Annotated in this window: 24 protein-coding genes, 1 rRNA gene and 2 riboswitches; of the genes, 3 read left to right on the top strand and 22 right to left on the bottom strand. The window is 47.4% G+C overall.

The annotated features are described in order from the left end of the window. Positions 1–97 precede the first annotated feature (97 nt). The 11 genes from purD to MH117_RS19145 all read right to left on the bottom strand — a co-directional run bounded on the left by purD (position 98) and on the right by MH117_RS19145 (position 12,208). A complete protein-coding gene (gene purD, locus MH117_RS19195; RefSeq protein ID WP_239331414.1) occupies positions 98–1,378 on the bottom strand; it encodes a phosphoribosylamine--glycine ligase in 1,281 nt (426 codons plus the stop codon). Positions 1,379–1,450: 72 nt separating this feature from the next. After that, on the bottom strand, positions 1,451–2,998 hold the full coding sequence (purH, locus tag MH117_RS19190; RefSeq protein ID WP_239331412.1) for a bifunctional phosphoribosylaminoimidazolecarboxamide formyltransferase/IMP cyclohydrolase: 1,548 nt from the start codon (positions 2,996–2,998) through the stop codon (positions 1,451–1,453). Positions 2,999–3,124: 126 nt separating this feature from the next. Next, positions 3,125–3,802 (bottom strand): phosphoribosylglycinamide formyltransferase, encoded by a 678-nt coding sequence (gene purN / locus MH117_RS19185; protein ID WP_239331410.1) that lies wholly within the window; start codon positions 3,800–3,802, stop codon positions 3,125–3,127. Beyond that, positions 3,799–4,845 (bottom strand): phosphoribosylformylglycinamidine cyclo-ligase, encoded by a 1,047-nt coding sequence (gene purM, locus MH117_RS19180; RefSeq protein WP_239331408.1) that lies wholly within the window; start codon positions 4,843–4,845, stop codon positions 3,799–3,801. The genes purN and purM overlap by 4 nt, the downstream gene beginning before the upstream one ends. A 91-nt stretch (positions 4,846–4,936) precedes the next feature. After that, the gene (gene purF / locus MH117_RS19175) at positions 4,937–6,433 is read right to left on the bottom strand and encodes an amidophosphoribosyltransferase (RefSeq protein WP_481857288.1); all 1,497 of its coding nucleotides are present in this window, start codon (positions 6,431–6,433) and stop codon (positions 4,937–4,939) included. Positions 6,434–6,447: 14 nt separating this feature from the next. Next, entirely contained in the window at positions 6,448–8,679 is a 2,232-nt protein-coding gene (purL, locus tag MH117_RS19170; RefSeq protein WP_239331894.1) for a phosphoribosylformylglycinamidine synthase subunit PurL, read from the bottom strand. A 40-nt stretch (positions 8,680–8,719) separates the two neighbouring features. After that, positions 8,720–9,409: a phosphoribosylformylglycinamidine synthase subunit PurQ gene (gene purQ / locus MH117_RS19165; RefSeq protein WP_239331406.1), complete on the bottom strand. Its 690-nt coding sequence runs from the start codon at positions 9,407–9,409 to the stop codon at positions 8,720–8,722. A 4-nt stretch (positions 9,410–9,413) separates the two neighbouring features. Next, complete coding sequence (gene purS, locus MH117_RS19160) at positions 9,414–9,659, bottom strand: phosphoribosylformylglycinamidine synthase subunit PurS (RefSeq protein ID WP_028544362.1); 246 nt, start codon at positions 9,657–9,659, stop codon at positions 9,414–9,416. Between the two features lie 242 nt (positions 9,660–9,901). Further along, a riboswitch (purine riboswitch) is annotated at positions 9,902–10,002 on the bottom strand. Positions 10,003–10,261: 259 nt separating this feature from the next. Beyond that, the gene (locus MH117_RS19155) at positions 10,262–10,948 is read right to left on the bottom strand and encodes a hypothetical protein (protein ID WP_239331404.1); all 687 of its coding nucleotides are present in this window, start codon (positions 10,946–10,948) and stop codon (positions 10,262–10,264) included. Continuing rightward, a complete protein-coding gene (locus tag MH117_RS19150; protein ID WP_239331892.1) occupies positions 10,948–11,841 on the bottom strand; it encodes an ABC transporter ATP-binding protein in 894 nt (297 codons plus the stop codon). The genes MH117_RS19155 and MH117_RS19150 overlap by 1 nt, the downstream gene beginning before the upstream one ends. Continuing rightward, the gene (locus tag MH117_RS19145) at positions 11,834–12,208 is read right to left on the bottom strand and encodes a GntR family transcriptional regulator (RefSeq protein WP_239331402.1); all 375 of its coding nucleotides are present in this window, start codon (positions 12,206–12,208) and stop codon (positions 11,834–11,836) included. The genes MH117_RS19150 and MH117_RS19145 overlap by 8 nt, the downstream gene beginning before the upstream one ends. A gap of 313 nt (positions 12,209–12,521) precedes the next feature. Between MH117_RS19145 and MH117_RS19140 the strand changes: the two genes are divergently transcribed. The 3 genes from MH117_RS19140 to MH117_RS19130 all read left to right on the top strand — a co-directional run bounded on the left by MH117_RS19140 (position 12,522) and on the right by MH117_RS19130 (position 14,000). Continuing rightward, positions 12,522–13,505, top strand: a complete 984-nt coding sequence (locus MH117_RS19140) for a hypothetical protein (protein WP_239331400.1) — start codon at positions 12,522–12,524, stop codon at positions 13,503–13,505. Positions 13,506–13,531: 26 nt separating this feature from the next. Continuing rightward, positions 13,532–13,702 (top strand): hypothetical protein, encoded by a 171-nt coding sequence (locus MH117_RS19135; protein ID WP_239331398.1) that lies wholly within the window; start codon positions 13,532–13,534, stop codon positions 13,700–13,702. 142 nt (positions 13,703–13,844) lie between these two features. Next, on the top strand, positions 13,845–14,000 hold the full coding sequence (locus MH117_RS19130; protein WP_239331396.1) for a hypothetical protein: 156 nt from the start codon (positions 13,845–13,847) through the stop codon (positions 13,998–14,000). A 100-nt stretch (positions 14,001–14,100) separates the two neighbouring features. On the opposite strand, the gene MH117_RS19125 is transcribed toward MH117_RS19130, so the two are convergent. From MH117_RS19125 to rrf, 11 genes are all read right to left on the bottom strand, one after another. Continuing rightward, positions 14,101–15,018 (bottom strand): phosphoribosylaminoimidazolesuccinocarboxamide synthase, encoded by a 918-nt coding sequence (locus MH117_RS19125; protein WP_481857286.1) that lies wholly within the window; start codon positions 15,016–15,018, stop codon positions 14,101–14,103. Positions 15,019–15,186: 168 nt separating this feature from the next. Then, entirely contained in the window at positions 15,187–16,482 is a 1,296-nt protein-coding gene (purB, locus tag MH117_RS19120) for an adenylosuccinate lyase (protein WP_239331394.1), read from the bottom strand. A gap of 2 nt (positions 16,483–16,484) precedes the next feature. Continuing rightward, positions 16,485–17,708, bottom strand: coding sequence for a 5-(carboxyamino)imidazole ribonucleotide synthase (purK, locus tag MH117_RS19115; protein ID WP_239331392.1), 1,224 nt, complete (start codon positions 17,706–17,708; stop codon positions 16,485–16,487). After that, on the bottom strand, positions 17,708–18,217 hold the full coding sequence (purE, locus tag MH117_RS19110) for a 5-(carboxyamino)imidazole ribonucleotide mutase (protein WP_239331390.1): 510 nt from the start codon (positions 18,215–18,217) through the stop codon (positions 17,708–17,710). Before purE ends, purK begins: the two co-directional genes overlap by 1 nt. Continuing rightward, entirely contained in the window at positions 18,184–18,444 is a 261-nt protein-coding gene (locus MH117_RS19105) for a hypothetical protein (RefSeq protein WP_239331388.1), read from the bottom strand. The genes purE and MH117_RS19105 overlap by 34 nt, the downstream gene beginning before the upstream one ends. Before the next feature lie 73 nt (positions 18,445–18,517). Then, positions 18,518–18,618: riboswitch (purine riboswitch) on the bottom strand. 235 nt (positions 18,619–18,853) lie between these two features. Next, positions 18,854–19,291, bottom strand: a complete 438-nt coding sequence (locus tag MH117_RS19100; RefSeq protein ID WP_239331386.1) for a universal stress protein — start codon at positions 19,289–19,291, stop codon at positions 18,854–18,856. A gap of 72 nt (positions 19,292–19,363) precedes the next feature. After that, entirely contained in the window at positions 19,364–19,639 is a 276-nt protein-coding gene (locus MH117_RS19095) for a DUF1294 domain-containing protein (protein ID WP_481857285.1), read from the bottom strand. Between the two features lie 496 nt (positions 19,640–20,135). Continuing rightward, on the bottom strand, positions 20,136–20,486 hold the full coding sequence (locus MH117_RS19090; protein WP_239331384.1) for a hypothetical protein: 351 nt from the start codon (positions 20,484–20,486) through the stop codon (positions 20,136–20,138). A 314-nt stretch (positions 20,487–20,800) separates the two neighbouring features. Then, complete coding sequence (locus MH117_RS19085) at positions 20,801–21,430, bottom strand: hypothetical protein (RefSeq protein WP_239331382.1); 630 nt, start codon at positions 21,428–21,430, stop codon at positions 20,801–20,803. A 277-nt stretch (positions 21,431–21,707) separates the two neighbouring features. After that, positions 21,708–22,580 (bottom strand): transglycosylase domain-containing protein, encoded by an 873-nt coding sequence (locus MH117_RS19080; protein WP_239331380.1) that lies wholly within the window; start codon positions 22,578–22,580, stop codon positions 21,708–21,710. Between the two features lie 265 nt (positions 22,581–22,845). Next, positions 22,846–22,962 (bottom strand): 5S ribosomal RNA (gene rrf, locus MH117_RS19075). Positions 22,963–23,111: the final 149 nt, after the last annotated feature.

Below are 23,111 nucleotides of genomic sequence, written 5' to 3'. Positions count from 1 at the left end.
TTCTAAATGGGGCAAGCTAAGCTGACATCCATAAAAAAAAGACTTGCCTCTTCTCCCTTAAGAGATGAAGCAAGTCTTTAATATCGTTCTTAACTATTTAAACCAACGCGCCAGTTAAGGCTTTGCCGGCAATATCCGTCCGGTAATACATGCCGTCAAACGAGATCAGCTTCACCGCTTCATAAGCGGCAGCTTGTGCAGCTTTCACATCACTGCCGCGCCCTACAATACCTAGCACACGGCCTCCACTTGTGACAATGTCGCCCGCTTCGTTACTCGCCGTGCCTGCATGGAACACTAAAGCCTTCTGTTCCGCATTCGCTAGTCCCGTAATTACATCACCTTTACGGTAAGTGCCTGGGTAGCCTCCAGACGCAACGATTACACATACGGCAGCATCATCGCTCCACTCCAGTTGAATCTCATGCAGCGTTCCATTCACTACCGCTTCAAACACCTCAACAATGTCTGTCTTCAAACGAGGCAATACAACCTGCGTCTCTGGATCGCCAAAACGTGCATTAAACTCCACGACCTTCGGCTGTCCTTCCGGCGTAATCATAAGGCCTGCAAACAACAAACCTTTAAATGTCCTGCCTTCTTCCACCATCGCCTTGGCTGTAGGCTCGATAATTGTCTTCAGCGCCTCTTCTACGACAGACGCATCGATATGCGGAACTGGGCTATAGGTTCCCATGCCGCCAGTGTTCGGACCTTGATCCCCATCGAAGATCGGCTTATGATCCTGTGCTGGCACACAAGCACGTACTGTCTCTCCATCAACAAATGCCAGAATCGATATCTCTTGTCCTCGCATAAACTCTTCAATGACGATTCGGTTGCCGGACTTGCCAAATTTCTTGTCCACCATCGTCTCTTGCAGCGCAGCTTCTGCTTCCGCCAACGTATGAGCGATGATGACGCCTTTGCCTGCTGCAAGCCCATCGGCTTTAATAACCGTTGGCAGCGGCTGGCTGCGTACATAACGAAGAGCAAGCTCAACATCATCAAAAGTCTCATAGGCCGCTGTTGGGATATTGTATTTTCGCAAGAGATGCTTCATAAATACTTTACTGCCTTCAATCTCCGCTGCAGCCTTGTTTGGACCAAATACTTTTAATCCGTAACTTTGCAGCACATCTACAATCCCATCCGCAAGCGGATCATCCGGCCCTACCACGATGAGATCTATTTCATGCTCTTTCGCATAGTTTGCAATAGCTTCAAATTCATTCACCGCAAGCGGCACGCACGTCGCTAGTTCGGCGATACCCGCATTTCCCGGAGCGCACACAACCTCCGACACTTTGCTGCTTTGGCGAAGTGACCATACTAGAGCATGTTCACGGCCTCCGCCGCCAATGACCATTACTTTCATTTTTGTCGCCTCCACCTTGAAGTTAATTATCCCTTGCCATTGTAATCGAGCAGCGAGCGTAACTAACGTATATTAATGTTTAAAATGACGAATGCCTGTGAGCACCATCGCCATATCGTGTTCGTTTGCCACTTGCACGGACTCTTCGTCTCGGATGGAACCGCCAGGCTGAATAACTGCAACGATCCCCGCTTCTGCCGCAATCTTCAACGTATCTCCCATCGGGAAGAAAGCATCCGACGCCAGCACGGCTCCACGTGCATGCTCCCCTGCTTGTTCAATCGCGATCCGTGCAGCTCCAACACGATTCATTTGGCCTGCCCCAACACCTACCGTCATGCCGTCCTTTACGAGTACAATCGCGTTGGATTTCACATGTTTCACAACGTTCCAACCCAGACGCAGCTGCTCCAACTCTTCTGCCGAAGGCTCACGCTTTGTCACCGTTTGCAGCTGATCAGCCTCTAGACGATGCAAATCCGTCTCCTGAATAAGCAATCCGCCATCAATTGAAGTTAGCTGCCAAGCGGCATTCTTTTTCGAAGAAGAAGGTTCGATACCTGTACGCAGTAAACGAATGTTTTTCTTTTGTGACAGAATCTCAAGTGCCTCTGTCGTAAATTCAGGAGCTATCACGATCTCCAGGAAGATCTCGCTTAATAACCGTGCCGTGTCCGCATCAATAGGTCGATTTGCAGCTACGATGCCGCCGAAGATCGACGTCGGATCAGACGCATACGCTTTGCGGTAGGCTTCATATATGCTTTCCCCGATCCCAACACCGCATGGATTCATATGCTTTACCGCCGCAACCGCCGGTCCTTCAAACTCGCTCACAATCGCCAGCGCCGCATTAGCATCGTTAATATTATTATAGGATAACTCTTTGCCGTGGAGTTGTTCAGCCGTTGGCAAGCTGCCTCGAGAAGCAAGCGGTGCACGGTAGAATGCTGCCTGCTGATGCGGGTTCTCACCATATCGCAGCGATTGAACCTTTTCATAAGTGACCGTTAATTGTTCAGGGAATGTCTCGCCTACCTGTTCATTGAGATAACCAGCAATGACTGCATCATAAGCTGCTGTATGACGGAATACCTTTGCAGCCAGCTGTCTGCGTGTCTCCAGTGTTGTATCTCCTGTTGCCTGTACTTCCTCAATGATACGACCATAGTCAGCAGCATCAACTACTACTGTCACAAAAGCATGATTCTTCGCAGCCGAACGCAGCATCGTAGGCCCGCCGATATCGATATTTTCAATCGCATCCTCATACGTAACGTCTGGTTTAATAATCGTTTGCTTAAACGGATACAAATTAACAACGACGAGGTCAATGTAAGACAAGCCCAGTTCTTGCATTTGCGCTTGATGTTCCGCATTGTCACGTACCGCCAGCAATCCGCTATGAACCGCAGGGTGCAGCGTCTTGACACGGCCGTCCATAATTTCGGGGAAGCCAGTCACGTCTGAAATCCCGATTACAGGCACGCCGGCTTGCTCCAGCAGCGTCTTTGTTCCCCCTGTTGAAATCAGTTCAACGCCTGCTTTTGCCAATGCCTCTGCTAACTCTACAATTCCAGTCTTGTCCGATACGCTGATTAATGCTCTCTTCATCGACATCATGTTCTCTCCCTTGAGTGTAATTAGGATCAGCTATGCTGCACATCGTTGTTCTGTACTCTATTATTCAAGATCTATAGGTTTTATCATTTATTTGTCATGCTGCTTATACTGCTCTTTCTGCTACTAGACTCGAATTGGCGCTAATCTTCCTGCCAGCACATCGCAGATAACCGCCGGATACAGCCCATGCTCAATCGCATGGATACGATCAGACAATGATTCTTCCGTGTCTCCTGCTTCTACCTGTACAACATGCTGCGCTAAAATTGGCCCTGTATCCATTCCTGCGTCTACCAAATGTACCGTAACCCCTGTTACACGCACCCCATAGTCAAGTGCTTGCTTAACAGCATGAAGTCCCGGGAACGAAGGCAGCAGCGACGGATGGATGTTCATCATTTTTCCCGGATAGGCTTCCAGCAGTACATGCGTAATGATTCGCATATAACCTGCCAGCACGATCCATTCGATCCCTTCCGCTTGAAGCCGCTGAAGTAAGTCCTGTTCGTATAATTCTCGATTTTCATATTGCTTTGGCGTATAGACAGCTGACTGAATACCTGCCGCCTTAGCCCGTTCCAAGACATAAGCTCCCGGCTTATCACAGACAAGTAAAGCAACTACCGCTCCGAAGTGTTGCGGATCGGCTTGAGCCGCATCCACGATCGCTTGAAAGTTCGAACCGGAACCTGAGGCAAAGATCGCAATCCGGGGAAGCCGCTTATCCGAAGTTGAAGCTCCTTCAGTTGAAGGAGCTTCCTGTTCAGCGCTCGTCGAGGCGCTTAAGGAGCGCTGCATCATAGCCCCGCTCCCGGAATAAGCACGCGCCGCTCGCCTTCCTGCACAGTACCAATCCGATATACCGTCTCACCACTAGCGTTAAGGGAAGCTATTGCGGCCTCTGCATCTGCTTTAGCAACAACAATGACCATGCCGATTCCCATATTAAATGTTGTAAACAGCTCTTCCGCTGTTAATCCGCCAATTTGCTCCATGTGACTAAAAATAGGCAGTATCGGCCAGGAGCCGTAATCAATTTGAACCGCTGTACCTTCCGGCAGAACACGAGGAATATTCTCCAGGAAGCCACCGCCCGTAATATGTGCAGCACCCTTTACTCGTACTTGCTCCATCAAGCTGAGCATCGGCTTGACATAAATGCGGGTAGGCGTCAATAAAACTTCACCAAGCGTCAGGTCCGTCCCCAACTCCGGTACTGATGTCTGCAGGCTGTAGCCTGCTTTATCCAACAGCAGCTTGCGTACAAGCGAGAAGCCATTGCTGTGCACACCGCTTGACGGCAAGCCGAGCACTACATCACCCGCTTGAATATCCGCCCCGCTAATGAGCTTGCTCTTATCAACTACCCCAACGCTGAAGCCCGCAATATCGTACTCTTCTGTTTGATACATGCCCGGCATCTCTGCTGTCTCGCCGCCAATAAGCGAACATCCTGCTTGTGTACAGCCTTCTGCGATGCCGCTGACAATGTTCTCAATACGCTCTGGATTTACTTTTCCACACGCCAGGTAATCGAGGAAGAACAAGGGCTCAGCCCCTTGGACAACGATATCATTTACGCACATCGCCACCGCATCAATACCAATTGTATCGTGCTTATCCATCGCAAAGGCAAGCATCAGCTTCGTGCCGACACCATCTGTTCCCGATACGAGTACAGGCTCCTCGTATTTCTTGTGATTCATTTGGAACAGGGCACCGAATCCTCCCAGATCGGTCATAACCTCAGGACGAAAAGTGCGTCGTACGTGCTTTTTCATACGTTCAACAGCTTCATTGCCAGCAGCGATATCGACACCCGCTTGTTTGTAAGCTTCAGACATGGGTTCCTCTCCCTTGTGCATAAATAATAGTGATATCCATTGTGTACTTCCTATAGTAGAACTCTGTATTCCAAATCCTAGCTTCCTATTCCTAGCAGCTGCAGCTCGAAGCTTTTGCTGTAGTGGCCAGCTCCGTCGGATAATCATGGTCAAAGCAAGCCATGCACAGCCCGCCGTTCTTCTCTTTAGTAAATGCGCCGCCTATAGCGTTCACCGTGCCCTCGTGCGACAAAAATGCAAGTGAATCAGCGCCTATGATGCTGCATATCTCTTCTACTGAATGATTCGAAGCGATTAGATCGCTGCTGTCTGGCGTATCAATTCCATAGAAGCAAGGATGCTTGAATGGCGGCGAAGCAATACGAAGATGAACCTCCAGTGCCCCAGCATCACGCAGCATCTTTACGATGCGGCGTGACGTCGTGCCGCGTACGATCGAGTCGTCAATCAGGACGACACGCTTTCCTTCCACTACGCTGCGAACTGCGCTGAGCTTCATCTTAACACCTTGCTCACGCAGCTCCTGGCTCGGCTGAATAAAGGTCCGACCCGAGTATTTGCTCTTAATCATCCCCATCTCATAAGGGATGCCGGACTGCTCCGCATAGCCGATCGCTGCGGAAATGCTGGAATCAGGCACGCCGGATACAATGTCCGCTTCTACGAATGTTTCTTTGGAAAGCTCCATCCCCATACGCTTGCGTGCAGTATGAAGATTCACGTCATGCATTTGGCTGTCGGGACGTGCAAAGTAAATGAACTCCATCGCGCAAAGGGCACGACGTTCCACAGGAGCGAAGCGCTCTGAACGGTAGCCCATCGCGTCGAATACGAGCAATTCTCCCGGCTCGACTGCACGAATAAATTCCGCACCAACCGCATCAAGTGCGCACGATTCAGATGAGAAGACATATGCATCTCCGATTCGGCCCATTGCAAGCGGACGCAAGCCCTGTGGATCTGATGCAACTAGCAGCCGATCATTCGTCATAATTAGGAACGCGAAGCCACCTTCGAGTTGACGCAGCGCATCTTTAGCAGCGGTAACTAGGTCAGCCTCAGAACGAGCAATCAGATGCGCGATGACTTCCGTATCACTCGTCGTCTGGAAGATCGAGCCCTTTTTCTCCAGCTCGCGGCGAATGACAGGCGCATTTACGATGTTTCCGTTCGTAGCGACGGACAAATCACCATCACGCGTCTTAAAGACGAGCGGCTGCGCATTCGTCAAGCGACTGTCACCGGATGTGGAATATCGTACATGACCGATAGCACGATCACCCTTCAGGCTCGCGAGACGGTCTTTGTCGAATACTTCCTTTACCAGTCCCATGCCGCGGTGATAGCTGAACTCACTGGCGTCTGAGGTACAGATTCCTGAACTCTCCTCGCCACGGTGCTGTAACGTATGGAGGCCATAATAAGTAAGAGAAGCGGCATCGGCGTAACCAAATACGCCGAATACCCCACACTCCTCGCGCAGACGATCAAAAGGACCGTCCTTGCCAATACCCTCGTTAAAGTAGGTTCCATTCTCGTCCATACGCGTAAAGTCGTAAACTTGAGCCGCCTCTTCACGTTCCTTCATATGCTTATGCTGCTTTATTGCATCAGACATGGAATCGCATCCTTCCACACCCGTTCCGCTTCGATCCGTGCCACATCGATGGCAGCCTCACCGTTCACCCGCAGTTGAATTCGGTCTCCGCCAACGACGCCTAAGCGCTGAACAGGCACATCATATTGGGCACAACTCTCAAGGACCGCTTCCACATGCTGCGGATGAACCGACAGCAGTATGCGGGATTGAGATTCACTAAACAAGGCCACATCTTTACGCAATCCTTCGATCTGCCAATCCGCCGTTACACCAATGCTGCCGCTAATAGCAGACTCCGTCAATGCTACCGCTATGCCGCCTTCGGCAAGGTCATGAGCCGATTGCACTTGGCCCGCTTGTATGACACGAAGCACTGCGTGCTGCAGCTTTAATTCTGAATCTAAATTCACAACTGGAGGACGGCCCTCCGTCACCCCATGAATAACCGTTTGGAACTCGCTGCCGCCAAGCTCTGCTTGGGTCGTACCCAGCAGCAAGACGATGTCGCCTTCCTGCTTGAAGCCTTGCTGCGTAATATGGTCCACATCGTGAACGAGACCAACCATGCCGACAACAGGCGTCGGGTAGATAGCTCCCTTTGCATTTTCATTATATAAACTGACGTTGCCTCCGATAACCGGAGTTGATAAATGACGGCACGCTTCTGCCATACCATCTACGGCCTGCTCCATCTGCCAGAAGTTCTCCGGCTTTTCCGGATTGCCGAAGTTCAAGTTGTCTGTAATCGCAAGTGGTTCAGCACCTGAACACACAATATTGCGTGCTGCCTCCGCAACGGCAATACGACCGCCCATGAACGGGTCCAGATAAGCATAACGCCCGTTGCAATCCGTCGTCATAGCAAGTGCTTTGCGTGTGCCACGTACCATAACGACTGCGGCGTCAGAGCCTGGTGCTACCGCCGTACTTGCACGTACCATGCTGTCATACTGACGGTATACCCATTCTTTGCTCGCAACCGTTGGTGAGCCGAGCACCTTCAGCAATGCTTCGTTTACATCGGCAACTTCCGGGTAAGAACTCGTATCTATCCCCTCGTTAGCGGTATAATACGCAGGCACTTGGGACGGTTTCTCATACACTGGGCATTCATCGACCAGACCGCGTACCGGCATGTCGGCTACTTCTTCACCACCATACGTCAGGCGGAGCCTTCCGTCGTCTGTCACACGCCCTACCTTGCGGCAAATGACGCCCCACCGATCAAAAATCTCCATTGCAATCGCTTCATTATGCTCTTCAATGACGAACAGCATCCGCTCCTGTGATTCAGACAACATCATCTCGTACGGTGTCATGCCGCGCTCGCGCTGCGGCACTTCATCCAGATGCAGTTCAAGTCCGTTGCCGGCCTTGCTTGCCATCTCCGCACTGGAGCAGGTTAAGCCCGCCGCTCCCATATCCTGAATACCAATCACAATCCCGGACTGGATAAGCTCTAGGCATGACTCCATGACCAGCTTCTCCATAAACGGATCACCGACTTGAACCGCTGGACGCTTAGCTTCCGACTCTTCCGTAAGTTCCTCGGATGCAAACGTCGCTCCATGAATACCGTCGCGGCCAGTTGGTGGCCCTACATAATAGACAGGATTGCCAATACCGCTTGCTACCCCGCGCTGAATATCTTTATGGTCAATCAGTCCAACGCACATGGCGTTAACTAGTGGATTTCCCTCATAGCTTGAATCAAACATGACTTCGCCGCCAACCGTCGGGATCCCGATGCAGTTGCCATAACCAGCAATCCCTGATACAACATGCTCGAACAAATATCGCACGCGCTCATCAGTCAATTGACCAAAGCGAAGTGAGTTTAATAGTGCTACCGGACGTGCGCCCATGGAGAAAATATCGCGAATAATGCCGCCTACGCCCGTTGCTGCACCCTGAAAGGGCTCAATTGCGGATGGATGGTTATGGCTCTCGATCTTAAAGCAGACTGCTTGACCATCACCGATGTCCACAATACCCGCGCCTTCGCCTGGTCCAACCAATACACGATCACCTGTTACCGGAAAACGTTTTAAAAGAGGCTTGGAATTCTTATAGGCACAGTGCTCAGACCACATGACACTGAACACACCGATTTCTGTATAATTCGGCTTGCGGCCCAACAATTCACAAATATGCGCATACTCTGCATCAGTCACGCCCATGGTTGCATAGATACGACCATCAGCTATTTGCTGCGGTGTTGGTTCCTTCAGCATGTTGGCTTTACCTTGCTCCAGTGATGATGTCGTCTCGCTCTTAGTTAACGTTGGTTGCATGACGTTCCCTCCAGGCTTTCATAATTGATGCAAACATACGCACGCCGTCTTTCGAGCCGAGCAGATCGCTAACCGCACGCTCTGGATGCGGCATCATGCCAAGCACGTTGCCGCGTGTATTCACAATACCTGCTATATCTTCAATCGAACCGTTAGGGTTCGTTTCATACGTAAACACGATCTGATTATTGCGTTTCAATTGCGCCAGCGTCTCATCGTCACAGTAATAATTGCCTTCACCATGCGCGATTGGAATATGGATCACTTCATTCGCTTCATAGTTGCTCGTAAATGCTGTGCTGTTGTTCGTCACATGCAAGTTCGAATAGTGGCATCTGAACTTTAAGCCCGTATTGCGGCGCAGCGCCCCTGGCAGCAAGCCCGCCTCGGTAAGAATCTGGAAGCCATTGCATATACCCAGTACGAACACGCCATCTTCCGCCGCCTTAGCGACCGCGCTCATAACAGGCGCGAAGCGAGCAATCGCCCCACTTCTCAAATAATCCCCATAAGAGAAACCGCCTGGAACCATGATCAAGTCATACCCCGTCAAGTCTTCTGTCGTATGCCAGACACGCTCTACGGTTGCACCTTCTAATGTCTCTTCTGCCGCATGTACACAGTCCCAATCACAATTGGAACCCGGAAATACGAGTACCGCTACCTTCATGGGCTTAGTCCTCCAACTCATAACGATAGTCTTCAACGACCGTGTTGGCGAGCAGTTGTTTGCACATCTTCTCGAGCTCCGCCTCTGCTTCCGCGCGATCATTCGTGTTCAACGTCAGTTCCATATATTTACCGATACGCACTTCTTCCACTGCTCCGTATCCCATCGTGTGCAGTGCCTGTTGAACAGCAGCTCCTTGCGGATCGAGTACATTTGCCTTCGTCGTGACATAAACTTTTGCTTTGAACATGGAATCGTTTCCTCCCAAGAATGAGTGATAAGGTAGGTGCCTTGCGATCTATTCGCAGGGCGTGCTTGCTGACATTGTGTTATGAGGCATTTCCTAAAACAAAACCTAGAGACATAGAAACGGTCCGAGAGAAAGCGCTTGGAGCACTGCCCTAGGACCGTCTAGACCGGAAAGAAAACGCGAGCAACGCAGAAAAAACTGCACCTGATCGCACATAAGCGACTGGTCTGATATACATACGTTTGCTGGACGCTTTCTCTCGTAGTCCAAAAATTTAAGGTCTTTGGGTAGAAACTTCGGGCCATATCCCCGGAATTATACGAGAGCTATCATCATACGTTATATTTAGATTTGAGTATAGTGTATCAGTGTTCAAACGCCCCTGTCAACCGTAAAACACGAACATTAATTGTTAATTAAATATTATAGTTCGTTTTTATTTATAGAAACTCATTATCAACATCCAAAAACGAAGCAGCTTCGCTATTTCCTTTACTGTGCCCGCAATTCATCGTCTCTCGTCAACCAACCACATAAGCCGCAAACCATTCTGAATACATAAATACCGCCCGAAGTCATCGGACGGTATGTGATAACAATGTTTATACAGTTGCTCTGCGCAGCAGCAAATACGATATTCCCGCATACAAAACAGTCAAGACAAATATCCACAAGGAATGCTGGAAGATGGTGTACTGTCCAATCCAGCTGAATATGTCTAACCAAAGTCTATAATAAGTCAAGAGATAGGATCCCGCAGCTCCAACCAGAAATGAAGCTATAAAGAATACATATAACCCATTACGACCGTAACGTCGATGCAGACTTGAAATGACAAAGCCACAATAAAACAAATGCAGGAAGAAACTAAAATAGATCCATAATTGCTGCATGAATGTGCCATCATTAAGATAGGCTAAATGAAAAAAGTGAAGGTTGAATCCCCAGCCTGCTGTTCCATGTTCCAACGCACCAAGCAGAAGCAGGATGACAGTAGATACGGCGCTTACAATAGCTATCGATATGGCCGTCCCTAGAAAATAATCCTTGCGCCTGATACTTAAACTGACTGCAAACACAAACGTCTGTGCTATAGTTACAACCCCTATTACAAACAAATAAATAAAGATCGAAGCCAAACCGCCGCTCGTGAAGCCCTCATCATTATTGATGGAAAAAGCGATAATAAAATTAACGAAAAAGCTTAAAAACAGAATAAGCCAAGGGAGCACGAACCAAGACCACTTATCCCTACTGTGCATCTTCACTACAGCTGCAATACGATTCATTATGCCTCTACCCCCTTGCGGTCTGAACCGCTCTTCGTCAGGTGAACGATTAATTGCTGCAGAGATACTGCGGTTAACTCTAGCCCCTGTGCTTCTGCTTGCTTTCTATCGCCAGTAGATAAACTTCCGATTACAGTAGCTGAAGTCATGCCGCCAAAAGGAGTCCGGCTAATCACTTCCTTACCCGCTACAAAAGCCTCAACCTTAGCCGATGTTCCCATTGCCGTAAATGCCCTTCCTCTCAAATCATCAGCATCTTCATCCATGATCAGGCGTCCTTCATCAATAACCAGCACATGCTCCAACAATTGACTTACTTCATCTATTAAATGAGTAGAAAGGATGATTGTCCGCGGGTGTTCACTGTAATCCTCAATCAGTCTGTCATAGAACAAACTGCGCGATACTGCATCTAGTCCCAAATAAGGCTCATCAAATATCGTAAGGGGCGCCCGGCTTGCCAGACCTACTACAATTCCTACAGCTGACGTCATCCCTCTGGATAACTTCTTGACCATACGCTTCAAAGGCAATTTAAAATCAGCAATCAATGCATATGCATATTCACGGTCCCAATTCGGAAAGATGGAAGCCGCTATCTCAAGCACATCTTCAACGCGGAAAATATCAGGATATCTCTGACTCTCTTTAATAAAGCAGATCTGCCGGAGAATAGACTCATTCTCATAAGGATTTCCCCCGAACACTTTTAACTCGCCGCTAGTCGGAAAAAGCTGCGCTGTGATCATATGCATAATCGTGGTCTTACCCGCACCATTCCTCCCAAGAAGGCCATAAATCTTATCCTCCTCAATCGTAAAGCTGACATGATCTACGGCGTTCACGCTGCCGTAGGTCTTTGTTAATCCATTCACTTCGATTGTTTTACTCAACACGCTTCGCCCCCCTCTTGATCATTTCCGTCAAATGTTCCGCTGTAATACCAAGCTTTTCTGCCTCCTGAATCATCGCAACCACATATTGCTCAAAAAATTGTTCTCTTCGCTTCTCCATCAATAGAGCCTGAGCTCCTGTGACTACAAATATGCCAATTCCGCGCTTTTTGTACAAAATCCCTTCATCCACCAACAGGGATACCCCTTTCGCGGCTGTCGCCGGATTAATTTGATAAAAAGCAGCAATCTGAATCTTTGAAGGCACTTGACTTTCTTCGGGCAATCTTCCTTCAATGACGTCATCCTCAATCCGTTCTGCAATCTGCATAAAAATCGGGCGACTGTCATCGATCAGATATCCCATTTCACCACCACCAAACTAGTTAATTACTCATGTAACTAACTATACTTGTGTTTCAATTTATTGTCAACACTTATTGCGCCCTTTTCTGCGTGCCAACATCCGTTCAGCAGTGCTAACGAAACTACATCATTGCTTCCGTTTCATAATTACATATTCCTAAACTTTTCCACATGGAGTATGATGGAACTATATGCATTCCTGAATGACTCGTTGTATTAGACAACTCTTGCATATGCTCTTTATAACCTCGTGCATACCCTTTGTTTGCCCAATCCAGCCTTACATACGCTGCCCGAATATGAGGTGTTTGCCCTTGAAAAAGTTTTATTGGTTTTTGGTCGTCATGGCATTTGTTTTTATGTTCGATTTATGGGTTGAGAATTCGGACCTCGCCTCCTCTTTCTTTCATACTTATATTGAACCCTACACCGATAAAGCAGAATTTCCGATTATTTGGACGATATTGATCCTCGCTGGTGTAGCCTCGTATGTCCTCGACATATTAGCTAGGAAGAATGAAGAAAAGAAGGAACTGGAAGCGACACTGCACAGCGAAATGCAGATGCTCGTGATGGCGAACCAACAGCTAGGCGCATACCGGATGCGAGATATCCTGCTCCTTCTGTTCCGCAGTTTCGTGCAAAATAACCCCTATGTCCTTGCCATTCAACTTTATGAATTTACGCTGCAGCATCAGAAAGGCGATAGTGTGATCAAGCTGAATCTGATGGATGGAGCTATTATGGAAAATGTGGACCTTAATGCGGTTCATCAATCTTATTATCGGTTCAGTATTCAGCTCTATCGTGACTTCGTTACCGCACGGAGTGCAGCTGAACGCGGAGATTTTATGCCGTTCGTCGACTTTGTTACCACCCATAACCGGAGCTTATCTTTAAAGCGGGAACAGGACCTGAATGAGAAAGACGCTATTATTTATGCATTTTTGTTAATCAGTTTTGACCTGCTTGAGAAGTTGTTTGAAGCCAGCTTCACCTTATTTCTTGATCCAGACAAAGTCAAAAAGCTGGAGTCCATGAAGAGGACTGGTCTGCTCCGTGCCATTCTGCTGGAGAACTACTCTTATTCCTTCACCCATACCGGTAGAAATGAGAAATCCAACCGCCAATATATAGCTGCCAGACTACGTATACAAGACAAGCCTTATCTTTATGTCATTGCGCTCGATGCGGAGATTCTCCATGACGCTAACCGCAACCGTTTGCTGGATCAAATCACGGAAGATTTTGAAAATAAACTTCAAAAGTGTCTGGACTCTGTATATAATGGGAATTGAGATCAATGCAAAGCGAGGGAATGTGCATGAAGATAGGTGACACCACCGATTCTGACTTCGAGCAAGCGAAGAAAGATGCGATCGCCAGACTGGAGCAAGCAGGCATTCATGTGCAGAAAGGCAGCAAGAAACCCGCGTACGGCATGTATTCGTCAATAGTGGGAACTCGTAGAAAGCCCTTTGTGATACGATATTAAGCAGAAGGAGCAGCCTGTTAGAAGGCCGCTCCTTTTTTAGTTCCATCCAGGTTTAGACTTGAATACTTTGTTTAATAAAGAGTAACAGGTGATTATTATGGACAATAATGCTGATAAGCGACCCGAGTTAGAAAGGCTGCTGATGGCAGCTGGATTCCCCCGCAAGCACAAGCAAGAGCACCCACGCGCTTATTCTGGCATCGTAGGGCGAAGACAGGCACCCCTGCAGTTCTATCCGATTGAGAAGGATAACTGCCCCTGCAACGTCAATACAGATGCCAGCAGCGATTCGTCATAGCGGAGCCCCTCCTGCCATACTAAGATCATTCAGTGGCAGGCCAATTCCCCGCCTCATAGCAGAACTCCCGGCCAACTAGCGGTCCGGGAGTTCTTTGAATTTATTGGGTTAGTCTCGTCCAAATATCGACGTAGCGTCGTGTCGTCTCCTCGACTACCTCTTGAGGCAATGGAGCAGGCATGCTGTTCTGGTCCCAGTCCGAATGAGCCAGATACGTCCGCACAGGTTCCTTGTCCATGCTGTCGATCTCTGTGTCGAGCACATAATTTTCCTTGGCCCAGAACCGAGAGCAGTCTGGCGTAAAAATCTCATCGATCAGGATAACCTCACCATCAACGATGCCGAACTCGAATTTGCAATCCGCAAGAATAATGCCGCGCTGCTCACAATATGCTCTGGCGTACTCGTACAGCATCAGACTTTTATCGCGCAGCGTCGCCGCGAGCTCGGCTCCCACGATCTCTTGCATACGATCAAATGGAATATCCTCGTCGTGTCCCACATCATTTTTGGCTGCAGGTGTAAACAAAGGCTCTGGAAAGCGTTGATTCTTGCGCAGCCCAGCAGGCAGCTCAATGCCATTAACAGCTTGAGTCTTCGTATATTGACGCCAGCCACCGCCTGTAATATAACCCCGCACCACACATTCAATATCGATGCGTTCCGCTTTCTTAGTGACCATTATCCGATTACGGAGTGCCTCTTTGTCTATAATAACATCGCCCAGCTTGTCCACATCTGTATGCACAACATGGCTGCCAATCAGTTCCTTGGTCTGATCAAACCAATACGCACTTAATTGGTTTAACACATTTCCTTTCTCCGGAACAGCCGGGTCCAGCACATAGTCAAATGCCGAAATTCGGTCCGTAACCACGATTAGAAAATGCTGCCCCAAGTCATAAAGCTCGCGTACTTTGCCCTTGTACACCAGCGGAGCGTTCACTAGATTCACTGCGGTCGGTATAGCTGCGGTTGTCACGATAACTGCCTCCCCAAGCATGATGTTAGCCTGCATCCTTATTCTTGCATACGTTCGAATCAAGTCCCAACACATTATAGTTAGCTGTACTAATTTCACTAAGTTGAGCTATCTACGTCGTTAAGCACGACTAAGCGAATTGCTGTTCATCTATATAGTCGAGTTACATCGAATTTAGCTATGTTAGTTCACTGCGTTGTACTATTACAGCAAACCTACCTGTGCAAAGATCGTGTCCACATGTTTTAAATGCCATTGCGGATTAAAGGCATCTTCAATCTCCTCGGCTGTCAGTACCGCTGTAATCTCAGGTGTCTCCTCAATGATGCTGCGGAAGCTGCGCTGCTCTTCCCATGCTTGCATCGCACGAGGCTGCACTGTGTCGTATGCTTGCTCACGAGCCCAGCCCTTGTCGATCAGTTTGGTCATCACACGACCGGAGAACGGCACGCCATAGGTACGCTGCATGTTGCGTTTCATGTTCTCAGGGAACACCGTCAAATTCTTCACAATGTTCATGAAACGGTTCAGCATGTAGTTCAAGAGCATCGTTGCATCCGGCAAAATAACACGCTCCACAGAACTGTGCGAGATGTCGCGCTCATGCCAAAGCGTTACGTTCTCGTAGGCCGAAATGACATGTCCACGAATGACACGAGCAAGACCAGAGATATTCTCACAGCCGATTGGATTACGCTTGTGAGGCATTGCGGAAGAACCCTTTTGGCCTTTCGCAAAGGCCTCCTCTACCTCGCGGAATTCGCTCTTCTGCAGGCCACGGATCTCCGTGGCGAACTTGTCGAGCGAAGTCGCGATCAAGCCGAGCGTCGCCATATATTCGGCATGGCGGTCACGCTGCAAAGTCTGCGTCGAAATAGGAGCAGCTTTAGTGCCAAGCTTTTCGCACACAAACTTCTCCACAAACGGATCAATGTTGGCATACGTACCAACCGCCCCAGATATTTTGCCGTACTGCACACCATCCGCCGCATGGCGGAAGCGTTCCAGGTTACGCTGCATTTCGGCGTACCAGAGTGCCATTTTGAGACCGAATGTAGTAGGTTCTGCATGCACACCATGTGTCCGTCCCATCATCGGCGTATCTTTATATTCAAGCGCCTTGTTCTTCAAGATTTCGATAAAGTTCAAGATGTCGCTTTCTAGAATTTCATTCGCCTGCTTCAGCTGATAACCAAGCGCCGTATCTACGACATCAGTAGACGTGAGGCCATAGTGCACCCATTTGCGTTCAGGTCCCACAGATTCGGATACCGCACGTGTAAAAGCGATAACGTCATGACGAGTTTCTGCCTCTATCTCATAGATACGATCCATGTCAAATGTCGCATTTGCGCGGAGCTGCTGCACGTCTTCCTTCGGAATAACGCCCAGTTCTACCCATGCTTCACAAGCACACAGTTCTACTTCAAGCCAAGCTTTGAATTTGTTCTCTTCCGTCCATATGGCCCGCATTTCCGGGCGTGAGTAACGTTCAATCATCGTTATTGATTCCTCCAAATATTCGTCTGCTTTACCCATTGCAGCGCAGATTCCACATCAGACGCCAACAGGTTGATATGCCCCATCTTACGCTTGGGCAAAGCCTCGGACTTGCCGTACCAGTGCAGCTTCGGTGTTACTTGAAGCTTCTCTGACACTGCATCATCCTCCACTAGCCATTGTAACATGTCTTTACGATGTTCACCGAGCAGATTTGCCATAACAACGGGCGTACGAAGTGTTGTATCCCCAAGCGGTAAATTGCATATCGCCCGGAGGTGCTGCTCAAATTGTGAAGTCATACAGGCATCCATCGTATAATGCCCCGAATTATGTGGACGAGGTGCAAGTTCATTGACGATCAGCTGATGATCAGCCGTCATAAACATCTCGACTGCGATCAATCCCACCACATCAAGCGCTTGTGCGATCTGACGCGCTAGACGTTCTGCTTCCTGCTGTACAGCTTCAGGTACACGAGCCGGTACGATGGACAGATGCAGAATATGATCTGCATGTCTATTTTCCGCTACTGGGAATGTAGCAATGTCTCCATCCGGATTACGGGCTGCAATTACAGACAACTCCAGCTTAAACGGAATAAACGCCTCAAGCACCAATTCAGCACCGAGGATGGAAAGCTCCTTAAATGCTTGTGCCGCATCCCCTTGCCGCCGAATCATACGCTGGCCTTTGCCATCATAACCTCCAGTTGCCGTCTTGAGCACGCCTTGACCGCCAAAAGCCGCTACTTGCTGCTCCAGCTCTGCGAGTGATTCAATCTTTGCATAGGGCGCTACCGGAATTCCAGCCTTAGACAACGCATCTTTCTCACGTAAGCGATGCTGCGTCATATGCAATAGATGCCCGCCCTGTGGCAGGTAAGCTCCTTGTTCAAGCTTCTCTACGACTTCAAGCGAGACATTCTCAAATTCATAGGTGATCACATCCGACATGGATGCCAAACGTCCAGCTGCCTCTATATCCCCGTAGTCTGCTTGAATGTGACGTGCTGCTTCAGCGCAAGGCGCATCTGGCGATGGATCTAAAGTAACAAAACGATACCCCATACGCAGACCGTCCAGCGCCAACATTCGGCCTAGCTGACCTCCACCCAGTACCCCTATTGTTGCGCCTGGCAGTATGCGTGCTGATGTTCCTCCACCTTGATTTACAGCTAGAGCTTCCTTTGCATTTGAACTTTCTGTAATTCTCGGCGGGGCCATCATTGTAGCGCCCCCGTCTCTGCGACCTGTTCGCGAATCTGCTCCCGACGAGCTGCCAAGCGGGTCCGTAAGGCCTCATCATGCATGCCCAGCATCTGTGCTGCTAAGAGTCCAGCATTCGTCGCTCCAGCATGGCCAATGGCAACAGTAGCTACCGGAACTCCTGCAGGCATCTGTACGATAGATAATAAGGAATCCATGCCGTTCAAGTTTGAAGACTTCACAGGGACACCGATAACTGGCAGTATGGTCTTCGCAGCCACCATGCCGGGCAAGTGTGCAGCACCGCCTGCGCCAGCAATAATAACTCGAATGCCTCGAGCCTCTGCTGTCTCCGCATAACGGAACATCTCATCTGGTGTTCGATGCGCAGATACAACACGCGCTTCATAACGGATGCCCAATTCATCCAGAATATCACACGCACGCTTCATCGTATCCCAATCCGATGTGCTGCCCATGATGACGCCAACTTTTAGTACACCCTGTTCGATGCCGCTATTCTCCATGCTTCCCATTTCGTCCTCAACCCACTTTCGACATGATCCATGTTATAGTACACATCTTTATTTTCAAAATTAATTAACGACTTTAACCGTCTCAAATACAAGCGCTGACCAAGCTCTACTGCATAGTATGGACAAATAAAAAAAGCTGAGTGAAATGAGCTCATCTCTACTCGGCCTTCCGGGACAATTGAACAGCACAATACGACTGCCTGCCATGGCTCGGCCATTCATCCAGTCGATACGCCGCAAAAGCAGCACATATCCTCGACTTCAAGACAGCCATCCTATAGGAATGGAAGCAGGGAGTATCGTCATTTGCGTAGTCCAAAGATTTACGGTCCTCGGGTAGAGACTTCCGCCCATATTCACGGAAATATACGAAATGATATATCATTCGATTATCGTCTTATATACATTCAGTTTAACAAGGTCATATATGGAGTGTCAACCCAATAGGCGAACGATAAATATATAATATAAAATATTGTTCGTATATTAGACTCAGCATTCGTGTCTATTCCCACAAAAAAACCAGTTCGCATTGCCTAATGGGCAGATCAACGAACTGGTTCATCTTTTAAATTACGTAATACGCCAATCAGTTATAGTGTAGAAATCACTTCCTGCACGTACACGCTACGATTTCATCACCAATACGGGTATCTTAGCAGTCTGGACGACATAATGGCTGACACTGCCGAGCACAAACTCGCGTAGACCACTCAAGCCCCTGCTGCCTAAAATAATCAAGTCGCATTTGTGTTGTTCCGCATACTTAATCACGGCTTGACCAGGAGGGCCTTGCAGCAGTTCCACCGCAGCGCGGTCACCTAAGAAGCTAACCTGCTCTCTTGCATGCTGTTCAATCTGCTGCGCATACTCATATACTTCTTGATTCACTTGGGGGGAAGCTGTTGAGAATGCATCTCCAAGGAAATATTGCGGCAACTGGAAAATGTGAACAACATGCACACGTACCTCTCCACTAGCCTCTGCCATGCTAAGCGCATGCTTTAGTGCACTGCGGGAAGGTTCCGATCCATCATAAGCTACCAATACATTAGTAAATGCCATAATAATCCCTCGCTTCTCCGTATATACTTACATCTTAACTGAATAAATATTGTACATGCGATTTACTTGTACTTACCCGAATTTGATAATGATGAAACTGTACACGATCACGTTAACGAAAAGGATAAACGGTACTCCCGCCGTAAACGACACATGCTGCGTCTTATGACGCTTCTTATACATTGCCAACAAAATACCGAGCGCTCCACCTAGCCACCCTGTCAGGAATAGCTTGCGCTCGGGGATGCGTCTACGATGCTTGACCGCCTTTTGCTTGTCTATGACCATCAATTGATAGCCAATAACATTTAACACAAACGCATATACGAATATGATAAGGATCAACAACCTTCCTCCCCCTCTCCTGACCTACTTCTATTATACTGGATTACTTACACTTAGTTCGACAGAAAAATAAGGGTTGGTTGAAAGATCAAGGGACAAGGATAAAGAGTGGCTCTACTACCAAGACAAAGAGGTTTCTTTTACAATTAAGTTCAAATGAAAACAATATCTACGATTGTAGATATTGTTTAGAACTAAGCATGTCTTGATTGGATCACTTTATCAAGCAGTGCCTGGAAACTGAATCGTTCTTCGACAAAAACTCGCTCCATCTAAGAAGATGAACTTCTTGTTTGGAGTACAACAATTAGAGTAATCTCTTCAGGAAGAATTCGTGTACCAACAAAGTCCAAGACGGTGAAAATATGTGATTTTATTTTATCATTAAATGCACTTTCTTGATTGTGTGAATAATTGGTGAGATAAGGAGTTGAACTGTGACCCGTAAGATGGACACCCCGAAAAAAGTGCCCTCTTGCAGGTCACAGATCAATTTTAGCTAATTGGAATCTATTTTCCAAATTAAATAATTCTTTGCATAGATTTTTTTTGTAATAATTTTTTTAACTTTTCCATCCTCAAAAAAATATGATGCTCCTTGATGATCCATTTGTAAAAATCCCTTTTGCTTCATTAATTGAACAATAGGTTCATCGTTTTCTTTGGATCTGCTGATATAATAAATTGAGTTTGGGGGACCTGTAAATTCCACAATATTATCCTTTGAAAAGTGCAAATTGATAATTCCCCTTATCGAATTGAAGTCATCTTTATTTAATATCATTAATAAAATTATTGATATTATTATTAATGTCGGAATAATTAAAACAATTAATTTTACCTTTTTCATACTCTCACACCTCGATTCGAATATATAATGACCACCCCCATATTTATACAAGGGTGGTCATTGTTCTGTATAATGTATACGCAAGTTATTCAAATTGTAATGTGGATTTCCCAAAGCAACTACATATTGAAAAGAGATCGGGATAACTCTTGTACATCACATCTTACAGAAGTTCGGTGTGCAAGATCGTTCGCAAGCCGTTGTCTATTTAATCCGCAATCGAATCGTACCGTAGTAACCAACTTGTTTAACAAAGCGGTTTGGTGCGTTCAACCACATAAAAAAACGGCATTGCTGCCGTTTTTCCGGTCGGATTAACCTTCCAATCCTTGGTCTTCTTGGATTTGGTATAACCCTTGTAGAATCAAATCTGCAGGATCACGATTAAGCAGCAGCTGCATCATTAAAATATGGATCGGAAATGCACAGGTGTTGTTTCCTTCGACAATCGCTGGAAAACCTGCTTCGAACACGGGACCGTGCTCTTCATTCCATCCCAGTCCAGCATGTACAGTATCAGGGAACTCCTCTGTAACAGCTGCGAGACATTGCGGGATCAGCACTTGATCAATCAACGCTTTCGCTTCGTCTTCAGACTCAGGCGATTTTGGCAATAATTTACCGCCCTTCGTCTTCATCAGGTCTACAAAGAAGGACGCCATCCATTGCTCCGGCTTATCGTTTGATTGGAACACTTCGATTAATTCACGCAGGAAAAATCCACATACATAACCGTCATCAGCTGTATCCTTCACTTGATAAATAAAAATTGGGCCGTAAACTTCGTGGTTCAATACCTGTCCTTGTACATCGCTGTAATATGTACGCAGTGCAACAAGCGCGTTATGATGCACAGCATTCACCAGCTCAGTAAATTTTTCTGCTGAAGCAGTATCTTCATTGCTATTGTTCGTCGGTTCTTGGTTTATGGTTTCATTTGTCATCTTATTCACCCATTACCCATCATATCATTGGGCAAGATCGAGCGTCTAGTCCCACGCTTCCCTATGAGAAAAGATAAGCAAAAATTCAATTTGACATAAAGAATCTGTATAGACGATGCCAGTATGCAGTAAACTGACGTCGGTACTTCTTCTGCTCGTACCCTATTCATTGAAGTAGCGAAAGGTTAACCATTGTCCAATGTAAGAAGGGGCATCTACAGACAGAACTTAAAGACCTTATATGGCCTGGCCTTCAAGTTCGTTATCGTTAACCTTTTTACCGCTGGGCAAGTGTTAATGGCTTATGAAGAGCTGTCTGAAGTTCGTATTGGGTTATCCACCCCAAATTGTACATCCGATGTAAAACAACCTGTTGGCGCTGCTGTGCACGCTGCAAATCTTTAAACGGTGAATAGTGCTCTGGCGCTTTGAGCAATCCGATCAGCATTGCAGACTCGGCAAGATCTATCGTCGGTGCATTGCCATGGGTACGAGTTGTTTTACCAAAGTAATAATTGGCTGCTGCCTCAATTCCATAATTGCCGTGTCCAAAATACACTTTATTTAAATACATACCAAGCAGGTCTTGTTTACTGTAATTCCAGTCCAAATTTAAGGCGATCGCAATTTCTTTGAATTTGCGTACAAATTTCTTCTCATGAGATAAAAATAAGTTTCGTGACAACTGCATCGTTATGGTGCTGCCACCTTGTACTTTACTTTGCTTGATCACATCCACCCATATCGAACGAATCATCCCTACAGGGTCAACACCTGGGTGTAAATAAAATCGATGGTCCTCAATAGCAAGCAGCGTATCTCCGATATAAGATGGCATCTCGTCTGGCCGGACAAGCGGCTGTCCATTAGGCAAAGTTGCATGTCGCTGCACTTGATTATAAAACATATCCAGCTTTGCTTTATCTATCCATTGGCTGCCTGCTACTATTAGTCCCGTCCAAGTCAGAATAGGTAAAAGGAGTGCCACACACACGGTAACGATCGTCCAAAGTTTCCACTGTGATCGATTGTGCGTAGGAGACGCCTGTACATCAGACGATGCAGGTTGTGCCCGAACATGCTGTATGCAAGCTTTCTGTTGAGTTTGAAGAACGGCACGTAATGACTTGTTATGTGATATTACCTTCACCACAGTCTGGGTTTGATTGTTTATCTTCAGCTTGCGACAAGGTAAATTATTTATGGTATTAATAATACTCGACCTCCCCTCCATCTTATCACTTTAACGAAAAGAGATTGAGTTTACTATCGAATTAGATGTCGGACAGCTTACATTCCTGCAAGACATGTCAACACGTGCTCTAATCTTATTCTATTGCAGGTCATAAATTGAGAATATAATAAAGAACTGTTCCCCGGTAATATACCGTGAAACAGTTCTAATTTACTTATCTGCTTGGCAACGTCCTACTCTCCCAGGACCCTGCGGTCCAAGTACCATCGGCGCTGGAGGGCTTAACGGTCGTGTTCGGGATGGGTACGCGTGGAACCCCTCCGCCATCGCCACCAAACAGCGATTAGCTAGGCTAATCTATATGGTTCAAAGCTTGCACTTTGAAAACTGAATGCGAAGTGTACATGCTCTACTTAGAATGATTAGGATAAGCCCTCGACCGATTAGTATTCGTCAGCTCCACACATTACTGTGCTTCCACCCCGA

Source organism: Paenibacillus sp. ACRRX (genome assembly GCF_022346885.1).
In the GTDB taxonomy this organism is placed as follows: domain Bacteria; phylum Bacillota; class Bacilli; order Paenibacillales; family Paenibacillaceae; genus Paenibacillus_B.
The sequence above is the reverse complement of the archived record's forward strand: the minus strand, read 5'-3'. Positions and strand labels throughout refer to the sequence as shown.

Bases quoted from the DNA above. Each gene is read 5' to 3' on its own strand.
- purD (WP_239331414.1), bottom strand. From the start codon at position 1,378: ATGAAAGTAATGGTCATTGGCGGCGGAGGCCGTGAACATGCTCTAGTA.
- purH (WP_239331412.1), bottom strand. From the start codon at position 2,998: ATGTCGATGAAGAGAGCATTAATCAGCGTATCGGACAAGACTGGAATT.
- purN (WP_239331410.1), bottom strand. From the start codon at position 3,802: ATGATGCAGCGCTCCTTAAGCGCCTCGACGAGCGCTGAACAGGAAGCT.
- purM (WP_239331408.1), bottom strand. From the start codon at position 4,845: ATGTCTGAAGCTTACAAACAAGCGGGTGTCGATATCGCTGCTGGCAAT.
- purF (WP_481857288.1), bottom strand. From the start codon at position 6,433: ATGAAGGAACGTGAAGAGGCGGCTCAAGTTTACGACTTTACGCGTATG.
- purL (WP_239331894.1), bottom strand. From the start codon at position 8,679: ATGCTGAAGGAACCAACACCGCAGCAAATAGCTGATGGTCGTATCTAT.
- purQ (WP_239331406.1), bottom strand. From the start codon at position 9,409: ATGAAGGTAGCGGTACTCGTATTTCCGGGTTCCAATTGTGATTGGGAC.
- purS (WP_028544362.1), bottom strand. From the start codon at position 9,659: ATGTTCAAAGCAAAAGTTTATGTCACGACGAAGGCAAATGTACTCGAT.
- MH117_RS19155 (WP_239331404.1), bottom strand. From the start codon at position 10,948: ATGAATCGTATTGCAGCTGTAGTGAAGATGCACAGTAGGGATAAGTGG.
- MH117_RS19145 (WP_239331402.1), bottom strand. From the start codon at position 12,208: ATGGGATATCTGATCGATGACAGTCGCCCGATTTTTATGCAGATTGCA.
- MH117_RS19135 (WP_239331398.1), top strand. From the start codon at position 13,532: ATGAAGATAGGTGACACCACCGATTCTGACTTCGAGCAAGCGAAGAAA.
- MH117_RS19130 (WP_239331396.1), top strand. From the start codon at position 13,845: ATGGCAGCTGGATTCCCCCGCAAGCACAAGCAAGAGCACCCACGCGCT.
- MH117_RS19125 (WP_481857286.1), bottom strand. From the start codon at position 15,018: ATGCAGGCTAACATCATGCTTGGGGAGGCAGTTATCGTGACAACCGCA.
- purB (WP_239331394.1), bottom strand. From the start codon at position 16,482: ATGATTGAACGTTACTCACGCCCGGAAATGCGGGCCATATGGACGGAA.
- purK (WP_239331392.1), bottom strand. From the start codon at position 17,708: ATGGCCCCGCCGAGAATTACAGAAAGTTCAAATGCAAAGGAAGCTCTA.
- purE (WP_239331390.1), bottom strand. From the start codon at position 18,217: ATGGAGAATAGCGGCATCGAACAGGGTGTACTAAAAGTTGGCGTCATC.
- MH117_RS19105 (WP_239331388.1), bottom strand. From the start codon at position 18,444: ATGGCCGAGCCATGGCAGGCAGTCGTATTGTGCTGTTCAATTGTCCCG.
- MH117_RS19100 (WP_239331386.1), bottom strand. From the start codon at position 19,291: ATGGCATTTACTAATGTATTGGTAGCTTATGATGGATCGGAACCTTCC.
- MH117_RS19090 (WP_239331384.1), bottom strand. From the start codon at position 20,486: ATGAAAAAGGTAAAATTAATTGTTTTAATTATTCCGACATTAATAATA.
- MH117_RS19085 (WP_239331382.1), bottom strand. From the start codon at position 21,430: ATGACAAATGAAACCATAAACCAAGAACCGACGAACAATAGCAATGAA.